Origin of the sequence: Streptomyces sp. NPDC090106 (assembly GCF_044747265.1) — a bacterium.
Taxonomy (GTDB): Bacteria; Actinomycetota; Actinomycetes; order Streptomycetales; family Streptomycetaceae; genus Streptomyces.
The window spans coordinates 963,514-977,241 of record NZ_JBIVDS010000001.1 but is presented as its reverse complement, the minus strand read 5'-3'; the positions used below and the strand labels follow the sequence as shown (position 1 = coordinate 977,241).

Below are 13,728 nucleotides of genomic sequence, written 5' to 3'. Positions count from 1 at the left end.
CGAAACTCCCGGAAGGGTTGAAGGAAGAGGTTCAGGCGGCGCGCTGTTCGTCGTCGGGGTAGGCGCAGGAAATGCACACTCCGAGCGAGGCGGGGATGACGTAGCCGGCGTCCGTGCCGCACTGCGGGCAGGTGCGCCGCGCGGTGTTCGCCTTGGCCAGCGCGGCGCGCTTGGCCGGCGTCATGGGCCGGACGGGCTTGGCCAGGTCGAGGCGGTAGAGGTAGGCGACCAGGGGGCCGCGCCGGTAGCGCGGGCGCAGCACCTGAGCGGCGACCGGCTGACCACCAGGGCGCAGCCCGCGAGCGCGGAGCTGGCGGTAGGTGGCGTAGCCGTCCGGGGCGGTCCGCCACGGGAACGTGGGTATCCCGTGACGGGCGCCGGTGGGGTCAAAGCACTTGCCCCACGCGGCCATCAGACCAGCGCCCCGTCAGACTTGATCACGCCGCGGCCGGCGTCGTCGCGGAGTTCCTGGTAGCGGGTGGAGACCCAGCCGACCGACCAGCCGCACAACTCAGCCGCGGCCCGCACCGGCAGACCCGCACCGAACGCAGCCTTCACCAACTGGCGGGCCCGCTCCTCGGAGTGCTTCTCCACCGCCGGACCCAGAGCCAGTAGGGCGGCGCGTTCACGCTCAGCCTGCGTCTCGCGCTCCGAGTGTTCACGGGCGAGGCGTTCGGCCTCCTCGCGCTCACGGCGTTCACGCTCAAGCCGCTGCTGTTCACGCGTCCGCTCGCCGCGTTCACGAGCCTCCCGTTCGGCCCTCTCGCGGGCCGCGGCCTGCTCGCGCTCCTCACGGCGGGCCCGCTCTTCCCGCTCGGCCTGTTCACGGACCAGCCGGGCCTCATGCTCACGCTGTTCACGGGCCAGCAGCGCTGCGTGCTCACGCTCCTCGCGAGCCTGACGGGCGGCGGCTTCCCGCCGCTCAACAACCGCCCGCTCGCGGGCTTCGCGCTGCGCCTGCTGCCGCGCTTCCAGCTCGTTCACGGCCGTCGTGATGGCGCGGCGGTAGGCGAGTCCGGTTTCCGCGGTGACGATCAGCAGCAGCGGCGCGACCGCATGCACAGCCACACCGACCAGGTCGTTGTGCAGGGCGGAATCGGCGACGTTCAGAGCCAGGGTCATGCAGCCGGTCATCCAGCGCAGCACCACCGGCCACCTGCCACCGTGCCCACCCAGACGGGCCAGCACCGCATCGAGCCGGACCACGATGACCACCGCGGCATCGACCACCAGCGGCAGGATCGGCGCCGTCCAGTCCCACTTGTCCGGGGTGTGGGCGGCGGCGAGCGGGGTGACGGTGAGGATCGAATACAGCATCGCCCCCGCCACGATCAGCCACGTCCCCACCGACAGAGCACGCTCCGCTGAACGGATCTGAACGCCGTTCACGCGCCCACCCCCGTCCGCGTGCGCACCCGCGTCGACGCGATCAGGACGACCGTGGCGGACGGGTCGCCGTGAACGGCGGTGTCCTCGGTCCACTCCCACACCGCGCCCTCAACGGGCTCGAACCCGAGCCGGCTGAGCGCCGCGGCGCGCTGCGTGAACGTCGGCACCCGACCCGTCCGCCCGAACCGGTGCTCCGGCCACGGGTCGGTGGTGTTCATCAGCGCCACGTACAGGCGCCACCGGCCCCGGGACATGGACAGCAGCGCGGTGAACGTCTGCTCCATCAGGCACCGACCCCGGCGACCGTGGCCGTGTGCCGGGTCAGCTCCACCCGCGCGGCCAGCGCCCGACGCCGGGCCCGGCGGATCCGCCGCTGGTCCAGCTCGGTCGGGGTCCGGTCGAGGGTGGTGATGTAGGCGTCGAGCAGGTCGACGTCCGCCTCAATGACGGGCATCTCCCGCTCGATCGCCGCCAACTCCGAAGCCGTCGGCTCCACAAAGTCGGCAAACGCGGTAACAGCATCCTGAACAGTCACGATGACGTTCATTGGGTCGTAGTCCTCTCCAGAAGGTGAACGGCCCGAACAGCGGCTCCCGGGGTGCCACCCGGGAGCCGCGCGCCGTTGAGCGATGAACAGCCGCGCAGAGCGCGCGGCACGGCCGAACTGAGCGGCCGGAGTGCCCCGGGCGAGATTCGATCTCGCACCCTTCACGGCTGGTTGCCGGGGCGGCGTACATGTCTCCTTCGGGGGTGCCGCGCCCGTATCAGGTAGCGCGGCATGACCCCGTTGTAGGCGTATGGAGACGTGACCTTGCGGTCTAAGCCCTCCCGAATGACCAGGGTCGGGGGCGCCCTCGGCCCGCTCTGTCCCGGGCCCCTTGACCTCGAACGAGCCCTGAATCAGGGCGCATTGAGGTCCGGCACCCGCCGCCCGGTCGAACTGACCGGCGGGCACGTCCCTAAGGTTCCCTAGGGTTCCCTGCGGTGTCAAGCGGTAAGGTAGGGAACCTCAGGGAAGTGACTACAGGGAAGCAGGCGAAATGGCAGGCCAGGCCGACAACCGGGCGCCGTACGCGAAGATTGCCGCCCACTACACGGAGCTGATTACGTCTGGTCAGCTAGAGCCGGGCGCTCTTCTGCCGAGCATCAAGAACCTCGCCGAAGAGTGGAAAGTCAGCACCGCGACTGCCGAGAAAGCCCTCCGCAAGCTGCGCAACGAGGGGCTTGTCCGAGGGATTCACGGGATCGGGACCGAGGTTCTGGACCAGCCGGCTCCGATGTCTTCGGGTTCTCAACGCCAGGACCGTGGCCGCCGCACCGGTTCCAGTTGGGGAGCCGGCGAAAGGTCCGACTCTCATTCGGCGGCCGTGGTACCGGCACCCGCCGAAGTCGCTCAAGCGTTGGACCTCCAGCCCGGGTCCGACGTGATTCGACGGAGCCGCGTGTACCGAGACCGACACGGCATCGTGGCGCACAGTACGTCGTGGATTCCGGCCCGCTACGGGAGGCTGATCCCCCAACTGGCGGACAGTGAGCGTCTGACCGGAGGAACCTCTCTCCAGCTCATCGCCCAAGTGACCGGCCACCCGATCAGTCACCGCATCGACACCGCATCCGCGAGCCTGCTCACGCCGGAGTACGCGCGGCTTCTCGAACTGGATCCCGAGAAGCCGCCGGCGGAACCCGTCGTCGTCATGACGGCAAAGTTCGTCGACAGTGAGGGCAACATCGTGGAGTTCGGCGTAGACCTCGGGGGTCCCGGCCGTACGTGGCGCACCGAATCGGAGGTCTCACCGTGAAGGTGGCAGACGACACGCTCACGAGCGTGCTCGAAAACCGCCTAGGGTCGCTACTCGCGACCCGCAGGGCTGGCAGAATCACGCGCGAAGCCGAAGCGGAGATGGCCTCCATCTCCATGACCACGACGAGACCGATGTCCTCACGTCCACCGTTCTGCGTCCTCATGGCCGGACTGCCCGGCTCCGGCAAGACCACCCTCTCCCGCGCACTGACCGCCCGCGGGTTCGTACGGCTGTGTCCGGACGAAGAGATGTACCGCCGCCACGGCGTGTACGGGGTCGATTTCCCCCGGGGTATCTTCCCGACCCTTGAACGGCCAGTGCTGGAAGACGTAGCGGTCGAACTCGCCGATGAGCTCAAGGCAGGGCACGACGTCGTCGTTGACCACGGCTTTTGGACCCCGGAGGACCGGGCCCACTGGAGAGGCATCGCCACCGACGCCGGCGCCACGCCGGTCGTTGTCTACCTCTCGGCCAGCCACGACGAACTGTGGGCGAGGATCACCAAGCGCAACGAGTTCCACGCGAACGATCCCAACTCGATCTACTTCTCTGAGAGCGACCTACAGCGGTACCGGACTCGATTCTTCCCGCCCGGGAAGGACGAACCCCACCTCTTGTACGAGGGTGATCCTGCGGTTGTGGTCGCGGCACTAGAGGACCCCCGGACCTGAACCTGACAGGTCAGACGCGCGAGCTGTTCGAAGCAGACGCTGAGCGGTGGCGGCAGAGTCGCAGCAGCGGAGAAGACGAGGAGTAGGCCGGTTACGGACGCGCCACGGCTTGAGTGATTACGAGTCGCGTTGTCCCGTCGGGCGGCTCTTGTCCTACCGCCCGACGGGGTCGCGGCCGTTAAAGATCAGAAGATCGTTGATGTTGTGTCGTCGGGGCTGGGATTCGCGAGATGGCCAACATTCTCCCCTTCGAACGTGAGAGATCTGTCTGCTGCATCCAAGAGATCTGCCCAGGTCAGAACCTCGATGCGGTTGATCGATCCGTTGTAGGTCCGGATGGTCTGGTCAATCATCTGTCGCGTTACGGCTTCGAACTTGCGCTTTTTATCCTCGGGAATATTTACGAACGCGGGATTACCGATCACGACCGTCGCCCGCGCACGGCAGAGGTCGTACTCGAACCCGTTCCTTTTATAGTAGCTCTCCATCGCGGATCCTACTTCGTCAAGATCGCGCAAGTAATTGAGCGCCTGGCCCACTGCCTGATGTACTTGTGTGCCAGGAATCAAGTGAGATCTGTAACGCTCGACGAGCGAAGGTATGTGGGACCCTTTGAGTTCGACGATGTGAATCGAGCCATCGGCGCAGAACAGGGGTACATCGTACTCATCCATTGGAATGAGGCCATTTCGCTCGGACACGCCGGTGTACTTGCCTCCAAAAATCCAATAGTTTCCGTGGATTTTCCGATGAAGGTCTCGTTCCGTCACTGACTTGTCCGCGATCATTTCTTTGAGCTCGGCAACGATCTCACGTCGCCGAGCGACAATTGCTGCTTCTGCGGCCGAAAGCCCCATAGAGCTTTTCGTGGCAGTGTCCAGCAGGCTTCTTAGATCATGCCAACCGGAAAGTGCGGACCCCATCGCGGATCCGCTAATTCCCAGGCTCTCAAGGTATTTTACTGCATTCACGGCGGTGAACTCTTGGCTTGCGTCAATCGTCACATGGGCTGGGCCGCCAAAGGTTTTGGTGAGGTTGCTCAGGAGCGCTTGGCCGCGGGAATCAACTGAGAGTGCGTAGCCTCCAATCGGAAACCATTTTTTGCTCTCTTCTGCCTCTCTTTGCAAGAGGAATACGGGTTTACCTGTGCGCTCAACAAAGGTGCGCGCTGCCCTGTGAGTTTTTGAGTCCTCGGTGCGGCGTTGGATCAACGCTACAACCGCATCGGAATTCAGTGCGCCTGTCGATTGTGAGGCGCGAACGCTGAAATTACTCACCCTGCTGATATAGGTGAAGTAGTAAATCTGCGGTGAGGTGTCGCCGACGAGGCTGCCAATCGTCCTCTCGGCCACGTCGTACTTGTGGGAGCTCGTCGACGTGTGCTGGGTGTCAATCAACTGCCAAAGCGCCGTCAGATTCTCGTCGTGAGACATAGCTGGATCTTAGGCAGTTGCTCACCCATCCGGAGCACATTTTCCGTACTGTCCTGGGGGTAAGCGCCACATGACCCCAGGACAGCAGGACAGACGTGCTACGAGACGGGAACGGGCTCAGACATGTGCTTGGTGTGCAGCCCCAGCGCCTCGGAGAACTCTTCCTTGTAACGAAGCCGGCTCTTGAGGAGCCGTCCGTGGAAGCCAGCCGTCGCTCGGAGGCTCAAAGGCGCGGCCTCGCTGGCATCGACGACCTCAAGCAGGTGTCGGTAGGGGTTTCGTACCGGCCATAGGCCCACGGGAGCCTCCCAGCGCTCTTCGGCGTTCCCCCAGGCCGCTGTTGGCCATCGCATTCCCTTGAGCAAGAAGGCCTGGCCTGCTTCGTCGTACATGCCTGGTCGGAGGAGGCGGTTTCCGAGCCATTCGGATACGCCCACGGTGACAGCGTTGCCGACCAGCTTCCACCGGACTCCTGGCTTGGCCTTCTTGAGAGCGGCTTCCGTCCAGCCTCGCGGAAACCCCTGGAGCGCTTCGGCGTCCTCGATACGGGGCGTGACGATCGCTTCACCGGACGGGGCTCCGGGGATCCATATGGCTGGCGAGGAGGGGATGCCGAGCCCGGAGCCTCCCTTGAGTGTGGGGAGGGCATCCTTAGCCCACCCAAGGCCCGTATTACCTTCCGTCCAGTAGAAGCCAAACGCGTCTTCCTTGTACTCGCTCTCAGGGAGCTCCCCAGCGTTGTCGGCGAAGAGTACTGCGCGGGGGTCGTCGGTTCGGGAGGCAACGAAGATCACTCTGTGTCGCCGCTGAGGTACTCCGGTGAAGCGAGAGTCCACCAGGCGGTAGGCCCATGTATAGCCGAGACGTTCAAACTCGCCGACCAGATACTCCATGGCCGTGCCGCGGTCCAGCGACAACATGTTGCGAACGTTCTCGATGACCACCCATCGAGGTGAGGCGTCGGCCAGCAGCTTGAAGAGATGCTTGACCATGCCTGACGCTTCCCCATGGATACCAGCCGTTCGGCCTGCTTGAGACAGGTCGGTGCACGGGAAGCCAGCGGTCACTACGTCGACTTCGGGCAAGTGGGACAGCGTCTGGATGTCATCGTGCAGGGGAGTGGCAGGAAAACGATGCTCAAGCACTGCCTGCGCTGGCTCCCACCATTCGCAGAGCAGCTTGGTCTGCATGCCAGCTGCCTGGAGTCCACACTCGACGCCACCGATGCCGGCGAAGAGCCCGGCAACAGTCAGCGGGTGAGGGGCAGCTTTGGGACTCGGCATGATGACGATGATCCCACGTCCTTTCTGGCTCGGCGCACAGTCTCTCGTGCGCCATGTAGATGCGGGGTGTCGTAGCGATTTCGTTCGTCCTGCGCTTGAGTTGCCCAGCGCGAGTGTCAGCAGAAGAAGTGAGTGTGAGAGCTGCTGTGCCTGCCCAGGCGTTCCGAGGCTCGCGTGGGCGGCACGGCGCACCCTTGAGGTATGGCGAGTGCTTCGGTAGCTGTGCATCCACAGCTGGGTACCGGCGGTCGACGGGTTACGGCGCGCAGTCAGATGCTGGTCTAGCCCACTCAAACCATGACGTCGTTGAGTTCCTCCGGCGCGCTGGACTGGAGGACTCCGAGGGTCTTCTCGACGATCCGCTTTGGGTAGCGTGGCGGCCGGGCGCATCGATGCGAGGCGGCCTGACCTGGCGATTCCCCCGGGTGTCCCCCGAGCGACGTGCTGCCGTCCGTCTGCCCAGGTCAGTTGGGTCGGGACCGGCCCGCTGTAAATCTGCCGGCTCAGCCTTCCCAGGTTCGAATCCTGGCGCCGCCACATCGGGGAAGACCCTCTCAGTATTACGGAAACGTAGTACTGAGAGGGTCTCTTCGTATGTCCGGTGAGGGCTCGCCGTTACTCTCCGTAGTGGGCGCCCCGGGGGCGGCGTGGTGACGAGCCTCACGGTGGCCCGCCGTCCGCGCCGCAGGCAGCCCCTCCCGGCCCGACCACCCCACTGACCCCGTACAACCCACCCTCACCCGGGGCACACTGACCCCATGTCCAGCCGTCGCAGAACCTGTCCCGAATGTCGTCGAGAGATCGCCGTGGTCGCCGGGCGGTTCGCTCGGCACGATCCGCCCGGGGCCCGGGAGTCCGGCGATCTGACGTCGTGTCCGGGGTCGCGCAGGCACGCGCAACTGGGGGCCGCCCAGCCCTCGTTGGACGGGTACGTCGTGCCGGACATCCCGGGGCAGATGCCGCTGTTCTAGCGGCAGCAGGCCCGCGGACACGCCCTAGTTGCCGGCGACCGACTTCACCGCCACGGACACCGGGGCCGAGCCCTCGACCAGTTCCAGCGTCAGCCCGGCCGTCGCCGGGGTCTCCAGCAACTCGGCGACCACGGCGGCCACATCGTCGCGGGTGACCATGCCGCGGCCCGTGTCCGCCTCCAGGCGCACGAGGCCGGTGCCCACGTCGTTCGTCAGCGAACCGGGGCGCAGGATCGTCCAGTCCAGGGCGTCCAGGCCGCGGACATGGTCGTCGGCCGCGCCCTTGGCCCGCAGATAGATGTCGAACACGTCATCGCCCTCATGCCCGGCGTCCGCGCCCATCGAGGACACGACGACATGCCGCCGCACGCCGGCCCGTACCGCCGCGTCCGCGAACAGCACCGCCGCGCCCTTGTCCACCGTGTCCTTGCGCTCCGAGCCGCTGCCCGGTCCCGCGCCCGCCGCGAACACCGCCGCGTCCGCGCCCTGGAGATGGGCCGCCACCTCCTCGACCGACGCCGACTCCAGGTCCAGCAGGACCGGTTCGGCACCGGCGTTCCGCAGATCGTCGCTCTGCTCGGCCTTGCGGACGATCCCCGCGACCTCGTTACCGCGCGCGGCGAGAAGTCGCTCCAGCCGCAACGCGATCTGACCATGACCACCAGCGATGACAATGCGCATGTCTTCGACCGTACGCCCGCGCGCACGCATCCGCCGCACGACCCGGCACCCTCGCGCGCAAGCCCCCTCGCGCTCCCTCGCGCCCTCTACGACACCTCGCCGCGCCCCTGCCGGGGCAGCCCCAACTCCACGGCGGCGGCGGAGTCGCAGAACTCCCGCACCGCGCTCGTCCGCGCCACCACGCGCCCCCGGTGCACCACGATCCGGCTGTACGCGAGCGACAGCGCGCCCGCCAGCCGGTCCCCGCGCACCGCCAGCAGTTCGGCCGGGAACCCCGCCTCCACCCGCACCTCCGGCAGCCCCAGCACGGCCCGCGCGGACGCGCTCACCGCGTCGTAGGCGTCCTCGGGGCGCAGGCCGTACCGGGAGGCGAGCAGGAAGGCCGCCTCCAGGGGGTCGCCGCGCCCCACCGGGTTGGACACGTCCCGCAGGGCGCCGCTCCCGGCGGCCACGCGTACGCCCGCGGCGCGCAGCAGTCGTACGGGCGCTGTCCCGCGCCGCTCCGCGCTCCCGCAGCCGCCCTGGGGCAGGCAGACGACCGTCACGCCCGCGGCGGCGAGCTGGTCGGCGGCGCGGGAGGCGGCGTCCGCGGGGAGCCGGTCGAGGCCGCCGCACGGGCCGAGGGCCACGCCGGGACGCAGGCCGCCCGCCATGGCCGCGATACGGGCGAGACGGGCCGGGTCGCTCGCGTCCGTGTGGAGGTCGACGGGGCAGCCGTGCTCCGAGGCGACCTCCAGGACGGCCTGCACGTAGCCGGTCGGGTCGGGGTCGAGATCCGGGCAGCCGCCGACCACGGAGGCGCCCATCTTCACCGCGTCCCGCAGCACCGCGAGTCCCTCCGCGCCGGCCACGCCGGTCAGCACCCGCGGCATCGCCACCGTCGTCAGCTCCGTGAGCCCGCGCAGCGAGCGCCGGGCCTGGAGCACGGCGGCCAGCGCGCCCAGGCCCTGGACGTCGCCCACGCGCACGTGCGCGCGCAACGCGGTCGCGCCGTGGCCGAGTTGGAGCAGTGCGGCCTCGGTGGCCCGGCGCTGGACGTCCTGGGGGTCGTACGAGACGGGGCCGTCGGTGTCGTCGGACAGGGCGGTGTCGCCGTGGGCGTGCGGCTCGACGGGGGCGGGCAGGAGCAGATAGCCGCCGAGGTCCACGCGTGTGCCGCATGCGCGCGTGCCGCTCGCCGCGAGGCTGCCCGCCGTACCGACCGCCTCGATGCGCCCGCCGCCCAGCCGTACGTCCACGGTCCTGCCGTCGGTCAGGCGCGCCCCGCACAGCAGCAGCGCCGCCTGGTCGGAACCGCCCGGGGACGACGAGGACGAGGACGACGACGAGGGGGGCTGCTGAGGCTGGCTGTCGGGCATCGCGCTCCAGGGGCTCGGGACTCGTGGCGCATGGCTCGCGACCGCGCACCAGGGCGCTGGATCACGCAGACGCAAGATCACGCAGAGTGAGTCGAGCCTAGGGTGGCCGCCCGCTCAGGACGGGGAGGAGCGCAATAGTCGTACCGGTGTGGTCCCTCGTGCCGAAGAGGCTCCTGAGGCGGCCGTGAAGGGCTCGGGAGAACGCCGGGAGTGCCCGTCGGCCGGGCCGGGAAACGGATTTGGGTGAACGGCTGCCGAGCGTGTAATGTCGTCATCGCTCGCCCCAATAGCTCAGTCGGTAGAGCGTCTCCATGGTAAGGAGAAGGTCTACGGTTCGATTCCGTATTGGGGCTCTGGTGTGAGAGGTTCCCGTCGCAAGGCGGGAACGGATCACATCAAAGCGGTGTAGCTCAGTCGGTAGAGCAAGCGGCTCATAATCGCTGTGTCACCGGTTCAAGTCCGGTCACCGCTACTGACAGTAGCCGATTGTGGGGTCGGTCCTTCGATCGGCTACTCTTTCTTGCGTTAAATCATCCCATCCGTTCGTCAAGGAGCACTCACGTGGCTGCCACCGACGTCCGCCCGAAGATCACGCTGGCCTGCGTGGAGTGCAAGGAGCGGAACTACATCACCAAGAAGAACCGGCGTAACAACCCGGACCGACTGGAGATGAAGAAGCACTGCCCGCGTTGCAACGCGCACACCGCGCACCGCGAAACGCGATAAATCAGGCTCGTACACGAGGCCGTCCCCGAGTGATCGGGGGCGGCCTCGTGTCGTTAAGCGATCACTACCGGTCAGTACAGGAGGTGCCGGGCCCATGGCGCTCGACCAGTCCTTCGTGGGGCGGAGCTACCCGCCCACCGACCCCTACGAGGTGGGCCGGGAGAAGATCCGCGAGTTCGCGGAGGCCGTGGGGGACGCCAACCCGGCGTACACCGACCCGGAGGCGGCCAAGGCGCTCGGCCACCCCGATGTGATCGCCCCGCCGACCTTCGTCTTCGCGATCACCTTCAAGGCCGCCGGAGTGGTCGTCCAGGACCCGCAACTCGGCCTGGACTACAGCAGGGTGGTCCATGGGGACCAGAAGTTCTCCTACGTCCGCCCCGTGCGCGCCGGTGACCGGCTCACCGTCACCTCCACCATCGAGGCGATCAAGTCCCTCGCGGGCAACGACATCCTGGACATCCGCGGCGAGGTCCACGACGAGGCCGGCGAGCACGTCGTGACGGCCTGGACGAAGCTGGTCGCCCGCGCGGCCGAGGAGGTGTGAGCGACATCATGACGGCGAAGATCGCATACGACGACGTCGAGGTCGGCACCGAACTGCCCGCCCAGAGCTTCCCCGTGACCCGCGCCACGCTCGTCCAGTACGCGGGCGCCTCCGGTGACTTCAACCCGATCCACTGGAACGAGAAGTTCGCCAAGGAGGTCGGCCTCCCGGACGTCATCGCCCACGGCATGTTCACCATGGCCGAGGCGGTCCGGGTCGTCACCGACTGGCTCGGCGACCCGGGCGCGGTCGTCGACTACGGCGTCCGCTTCACCAAGCCCGTCGTCGTCCCCAATGACGACCAGGGCGCGCTCATCGAGGTCAGCGGCAAGGTCGCCGCCAAGCTCGACGACAACACGGTCCGCGTGGACCTCACGGCGACCAGCGCCGGCCAGAAGGTGCTCGGCATGTCCCGGGCGGTCGTACGGCTGGCCTGACGCGCGACGCGAGCAGGGAAGTAAGGGGCGCTCTCCATTGCGAGGCGCCCCTTACGCGTACCCGCCCTACCCTCCGTATCCGCCGTACCCGCCGGTCATGGACCGCCCTCTCGCGGGGCTCCTTCGCGCGGGCCTCCTTCGTGCGGGCCGTCCCCTTGACGGAGTTAGTTATTGAGTACTAACTTACGAACATGGTCAGGATGAGCGCAGAAGAGAGGCGCGAGAGCGTCATCCGTGCGGCGACCGCGGAGTTTGCCCGCGGCGGTTACTTCGGTACGTCCACCGAGGCGATCGCCAAGCGGGTCGGCGTCTCGCAGCCGTATCTCTTCCGGCTCTTCCCGAGCAAGAAGGCGATCTTCCTCGCGGCGGCCCAGCGGTGTGTGGACGACACCGTCCGCACCTTCCAGGAGGCCGCCGAAGGGCTGGAGGGCGAAGAGGCCCTGCGGGCCATGGCGAACGCGTACACCAGGGTCATCGCGGAACGCCCCGAACGGCTGCTGATGCAGATGCAGATGTATGTCGCGGTCGCCGCCGCCGAGCAGGCCGGTGAGGCCGAGTTCGGCGAGGAGGTGCGGGCGGGCTGGATGCGGCTGTGGGACGCGGTGCATCTGCCGCTCGGTGCGGACGTCGACGGCACGACGACGTTCATGGCGTACGGAATGCTCATCAACGCGCTGATGGCCATGGGGTTTCCGCCCGAACACCGGGTCTGGGCCGGCCTGTATCCGGAAGCGGTGGTCAAGGGCCGGCTGGAGAAGTAGCGGCGGCCGTGGTGCGGGGGAAGGGCTGCGGGACCGGCCTTTTCCTGTCCGTAAAAGTTAGTAAGCAATAACTATCCTGCTGGGGGAGCGATGTCAGAACAGACCGCACGTCGCGGGGGAACCGCGTGGGCCCTCGTCATCACCAGCGTCGCCGGATTCATGGCGGCCCTCGACAACCTCGTCGTCACCACCGCCCTGCCCTCCATCCGCGAGGACCTCGGCGGCGGGCTCGGCGACCTGGAATGGACGGTGAGCGCGTACACGCTCACCTTCGCCGTCCTGCTGATGTTCGGCGCGGCCCTCGGTGACCGCTTCGGACGCCGCCGGCTCTTCCTCGTCGGCATCACGGTCTTCACCGTGGCCTCCGGCGCCGCGGCCATGGCCACCGGCATCGACTCCCTGATCGCCGCCCGCGCGGTCCAGGGCGTCGGCGCGGCGATCATGATGCCCCTGACGCTCACCCTGCTCACGGCAGCCGTGCCCGCCGAACGCCGCGGGATGGCGTACGGCATCTGGGGCGCCGTCAACGGGCTCGCCGTCGCCTCCGGGCCGCTCATCGGCGGCAGCCTCACCGAGCACATCTCCTGGCACTGGATCTTCTGGCTGAACGTCCCGCTCGGCATCGCCCTGCTCCCGCTGGCCCGGCTGCGCCTCGCCGAGTCCCACGGCACCGGTGCGCCGCTCGACCTGCCCGGCACGCTGCTCGCCAGCGGCGGCCTCTTCGGGATCGTCTACGGCCTGGTCCGCGGGCCTTCCGACGGCTGGACCAGCCCCTTGGTGCTCGCCGGGCTCTTCGCCGGTGCCGCCCTGGTCGCCGGGTTCGTCCTCTACAGCCTGCGCGCCAAGAACCCCATGCTGCCGATGCGGCTGTTCCGCTCGCGCGCCTTCTCCGGGATCAACGCCGCGTCCCTGCTGATGTTCCTCGGCATGTTCGGCTCGATCTTCCTGCTCAGCCAGTTCCTGCAAGGCGTCCTCGGCTACTCGCCCACCGAGGCGGGCCTTCGGATGCTGCCCTGGACCGGTATGCCGATGCTCGTCGCGCCGATCGCCGGCATCCTGTCCGACCGGATCGGCGGGCGCCCCGTCGTCGCCGCCGGGCTCTTCCTCCAGGCCGTCGGCCTCGGCTGGATGGCCGCCGTGGTCGCACCCGGCGTCTCCTACGCCACCCAGCTGCCCGGCCTGATCGTCAGCGGCGTCGGCATGGCCCTGTTCTTCGCTCCGGCCGCCAACCTGGTCATGTCCAGCGTCCTGCCCAAGGAACAGGGCATCGCCTCCGGCGCCAACAACGCGCTGCGCGAGGTCGGCGGCGCGCTCGGCATCGCGGTCATGTCGTCGATCTTCGCCGCCCAGGGCGGCTACGAGTCCGCCCAGACCTTCGTCGACGGCCTCCGGCCCGCCCTCGTGACCGGCGCCGCGGTCGTGGCACTCGCCGGGGTTTCCGCCCTCCTCATCCCGTCCGCGCGCCGCGGCACGCAACTCGTCATGGAGAGCGAGCAGCCGGCGCCGCCGGTGACGGCCACGGCCTCCCACTGAGCGCGCGGCCGGTCGGGCTCCGTCGGCGAGGGTCTTGGGGCCCGCCGCCGTCACGCCGGAGCGGACCAGGTGACGTCATGCCTGAGCGGACCCATGACGTCACGCCGAAGCGGACCGCCCGTCCTCGCGACGTGGC

The 13,728-nt window shown here is 68.0% G+C and carries 16 protein-coding genes, 2 tRNA genes and 1 pseudogene; 11 read left to right on the top strand and 8 right to left on the bottom strand.

What is annotated here, in order from left to right:
• Nucleotides 1-31 precede the first annotated feature (31 nt).
• Genes ACIPSE_RS04335 through ACIPSE_RS04320 form a run of 4 tightly spaced genes read right to left on the bottom strand, consistent with a single transcriptional unit; the run spans nucleotide 32 to nucleotide 1,936 of the window.
• On the bottom strand, nucleotides 32-412 hold the full coding sequence (locus ACIPSE_RS04335; RefSeq protein WP_401657210.1) for an RRQRL motif-containing zinc-binding protein: 381 nt from the start codon (nucleotides 410-412) through the stop codon (nucleotides 32-34).
• Nucleotides 412-1,389 (bottom strand): DUF2637 domain-containing protein, encoded by a 978-nt coding sequence (locus ACIPSE_RS04330; protein WP_401657208.1) that lies wholly within the window; start codon nucleotides 1,387-1,389, stop codon nucleotides 412-414. The genes ACIPSE_RS04335 and ACIPSE_RS04330 overlap by 1 nt, the downstream gene beginning before the upstream one ends.
• Nucleotides 1,386-1,673, bottom strand: a complete 288-nt coding sequence (locus ACIPSE_RS04325; protein ID WP_401657207.1) for a DUF6303 family protein — start codon at nucleotides 1,671-1,673, stop codon at nucleotides 1,386-1,388. Before ACIPSE_RS04325 ends, ACIPSE_RS04330 begins: the two co-directional genes overlap by 4 nt.
• Nucleotides 1,673-1,936 (bottom strand): DUF6284 family protein, encoded by a 264-nt coding sequence (locus tag ACIPSE_RS04320; RefSeq protein ID WP_401657205.1) that lies wholly within the window; start codon nucleotides 1,934-1,936, stop codon nucleotides 1,673-1,675. The genes ACIPSE_RS04325 and ACIPSE_RS04320 overlap by 1 nt, the downstream gene beginning before the upstream one ends.
• Nucleotides 1,937-2,429: 493 nt before the next feature.
• Between ACIPSE_RS04320 and ACIPSE_RS04315 the strand changes: the two genes are divergently transcribed.
• A complete protein-coding gene (locus ACIPSE_RS04315; RefSeq protein ID WP_401657203.1) occupies nucleotides 2,430-3,188 on the top strand; it encodes a GntR family transcriptional regulator in 759 nt (252 codons plus the stop codon).
• A complete protein-coding gene (locus ACIPSE_RS04310) occupies nucleotides 3,185-3,862 on the top strand; it encodes an AAA family ATPase (RefSeq protein ID WP_401657201.1) in 678 nt (225 codons plus the stop codon). The genes ACIPSE_RS04315 and ACIPSE_RS04310 overlap by 4 nt, the downstream gene beginning before the upstream one ends.
• A gap of 185 nt (nucleotides 3,863-4,047) precedes the next feature.
• Here the strand turns inward: ACIPSE_RS04310 and ACIPSE_RS04305 are convergent, their stop codons facing one another.
• Nucleotides 4,048-5,295, bottom strand: a complete 1,248-nt coding sequence (locus ACIPSE_RS04305; RefSeq protein WP_401657199.1) for a Shedu anti-phage system protein SduA domain-containing protein — start codon at nucleotides 5,293-5,295, stop codon at nucleotides 4,048-4,050.
• A gap of 98 nt (nucleotides 5,296-5,393) precedes the next feature.
• On the bottom strand, nucleotides 5,394-6,578 hold the full coding sequence (locus ACIPSE_RS04300; RefSeq protein ID WP_401657197.1) for a DNA cytosine methyltransferase: 1,185 nt from the start codon (nucleotides 6,576-6,578) through the stop codon (nucleotides 5,394-5,396).
• A 201-nt stretch (nucleotides 6,579-6,779) separates the two neighbouring features.
• On the opposite strand from ACIPSE_RS04300, the pseudogene ACIPSE_RS04295 reads away from it, so the two are divergent.
• Both ACIPSE_RS04295 and ACIPSE_RS04290 read left to right on the top strand, forming a co-directional pair.
• Nucleotides 6,780-6,964, top strand: a pseudogene (locus ACIPSE_RS04295) (hypothetical protein); the annotation flags it as partial.
• A gap of 372 nt (nucleotides 6,965-7,336) precedes the next feature.
• Nucleotides 7,337-7,549 carry a hypothetical protein gene (locus ACIPSE_RS04290; protein ID WP_401657195.1) on the top strand — a complete coding sequence of 71 codons (213 nt, stop codon included), beginning with the start codon at nucleotides 7,337-7,339 and terminating at the stop codon, nucleotides 7,547-7,549.
• A 24-nt stretch (nucleotides 7,550-7,573) separates the two neighbouring features.
• Here ACIPSE_RS04290 and ACIPSE_RS04285 read toward each other — a convergent pair whose 3' ends face one another.
• Both ACIPSE_RS04285 and ACIPSE_RS04280 read right to left on the bottom strand, forming a co-directional pair.
• Nucleotides 7,574-8,230, bottom strand: a complete 657-nt coding sequence (locus tag ACIPSE_RS04285) for an SDR family oxidoreductase (RefSeq protein ID WP_401657193.1) — start codon at nucleotides 8,228-8,230, stop codon at nucleotides 7,574-7,576.
• A gap of 86 nt (nucleotides 8,231-8,316) precedes the next feature.
• Complete coding sequence (locus tag ACIPSE_RS04280; RefSeq protein ID WP_401657191.1) at nucleotides 8,317-9,588, bottom strand: amidohydrolase family protein; 1,272 nt, start codon at nucleotides 9,586-9,588, stop codon at nucleotides 8,317-8,319.
• 280 nt (nucleotides 9,589-9,868) lie between these two features.
• Between ACIPSE_RS04280 and ACIPSE_RS04275 the strand changes: the two genes are divergently transcribed.
• From ACIPSE_RS04275 to ACIPSE_RS04245, 7 genes are all read left to right on the top strand, one after another.
• Nucleotides 9,869-9,941, top strand: a tRNA-Thr gene (locus ACIPSE_RS04275).
• 46 nt (nucleotides 9,942-9,987) lie between these two features.
• Nucleotides 9,988-10,060 (top strand) — tRNA-Met (locus tag ACIPSE_RS04270).
• Nucleotides 10,061-10,149: 89 nt separating this feature from the next.
• Complete coding sequence (rpmG, locus tag ACIPSE_RS04265; protein WP_003948671.1) at nucleotides 10,150-10,314, top strand: 50S ribosomal protein L33; 165 nt, start codon at nucleotides 10,150-10,152, stop codon at nucleotides 10,312-10,314.
• Nucleotides 10,315-10,408: 94 nt separating this feature from the next.
• Nucleotides 10,409-10,861 (top strand): MaoC family dehydratase N-terminal domain-containing protein, encoded by a 453-nt coding sequence (locus ACIPSE_RS04260; protein ID WP_401657189.1) that lies wholly within the window; start codon nucleotides 10,409-10,411, stop codon nucleotides 10,859-10,861.
• A gap of 8 nt (nucleotides 10,862-10,869) precedes the next feature.
• Nucleotides 10,870-11,298, top strand: a complete 429-nt coding sequence (locus tag ACIPSE_RS04255) for a MaoC family dehydratase (RefSeq protein WP_401657674.1) — start codon at nucleotides 10,870-10,872, stop codon at nucleotides 11,296-11,298.
• A 191-nt stretch (nucleotides 11,299-11,489) separates the two neighbouring features.
• Entirely contained in the window at nucleotides 11,490-12,059 is a 570-nt protein-coding gene (locus tag ACIPSE_RS04250) for a TetR/AcrR family transcriptional regulator (RefSeq protein WP_401657187.1), read from the top strand.
• Nucleotides 12,060-12,149: 90 nt separating this feature from the next.
• The gene (locus tag ACIPSE_RS04245; protein ID WP_401657185.1) at nucleotides 12,150-13,592 is read left to right on the top strand and encodes a DHA2 family efflux MFS transporter permease subunit; all 1,443 of its coding nucleotides are present in this window, start codon (nucleotides 12,150-12,152) and stop codon (nucleotides 13,590-13,592) included.
• Nucleotides 13,593-13,728 lie beyond the last annotated feature (136 nt).

Excerpts from the sequence above, each read along its gene's own strand:
- ACIPSE_RS04335 (WP_401657210.1), bottom strand. The coding sequence starts at position 412 with ATGGCCGCGTGGGGCAAGTGCTTTGACCCCACCGGCGCCCGTCACGGG.
- ACIPSE_RS04325 (WP_401657207.1), bottom strand. The coding sequence starts at position 1,673 with ATGGAGCAGACGTTCACCGCGCTGCTGTCCATGTCCCGGGGCCGGTGG.
- ACIPSE_RS04320 (WP_401657205.1), bottom strand. The coding sequence starts at position 1,936 with ATGAACGTCATCGTGACTGTTCAGGATGCTGTTACCGCGTTTGCCGAC.
- ACIPSE_RS04315 (WP_401657203.1), top strand. The coding sequence starts at position 2,430 with ATGGCAGGCCAGGCCGACAACCGGGCGCCGTACGCGAAGATTGCCGCC.
- ACIPSE_RS04305 (WP_401657199.1), bottom strand. The coding sequence starts at position 5,295 with ATGTCTCACGACGAGAATCTGACGGCGCTTTGGCAGTTGATTGACACC.
- ACIPSE_RS04300 (WP_401657197.1), bottom strand. The coding sequence starts at position 6,578 with ATGCCGAGTCCCAAAGCTGCCCCTCACCCGCTGACTGTTGCCGGGCTC.
- ACIPSE_RS04290 (WP_401657195.1), top strand. The coding sequence starts at position 7,337 with ATGTCCAGCCGTCGCAGAACCTGTCCCGAATGTCGTCGAGAGATCGCC.
- ACIPSE_RS04285 (WP_401657193.1), bottom strand. The coding sequence starts at position 8,230 with ATGCGCATTGTCATCGCTGGTGGTCATGGTCAGATCGCGTTGCGGCTG.
- ACIPSE_RS04280 (WP_401657191.1), bottom strand. The coding sequence starts at position 9,588 with ATGCCCGACAGCCAGCCTCAGCAGCCCCCCTCGTCGTCGTCCTCGTCC.
- ACIPSE_RS04260 (WP_401657189.1), top strand. The coding sequence starts at position 10,409 with ATGGCGCTCGACCAGTCCTTCGTGGGGCGGAGCTACCCGCCCACCGAC.
- ACIPSE_RS04255 (WP_401657674.1), top strand. The coding sequence starts at position 10,870 with ATGACGGCGAAGATCGCATACGACGACGTCGAGGTCGGCACCGAACTG.
- ACIPSE_RS04250 (WP_401657187.1), top strand. The coding sequence starts at position 11,490 with ATGGTCAGGATGAGCGCAGAAGAGAGGCGCGAGAGCGTCATCCGTGCG.
- ACIPSE_RS04245 (WP_401657185.1), top strand. The coding sequence starts at position 12,150 with ATGTCAGAACAGACCGCACGTCGCGGGGGAACCGCGTGGGCCCTCGTC.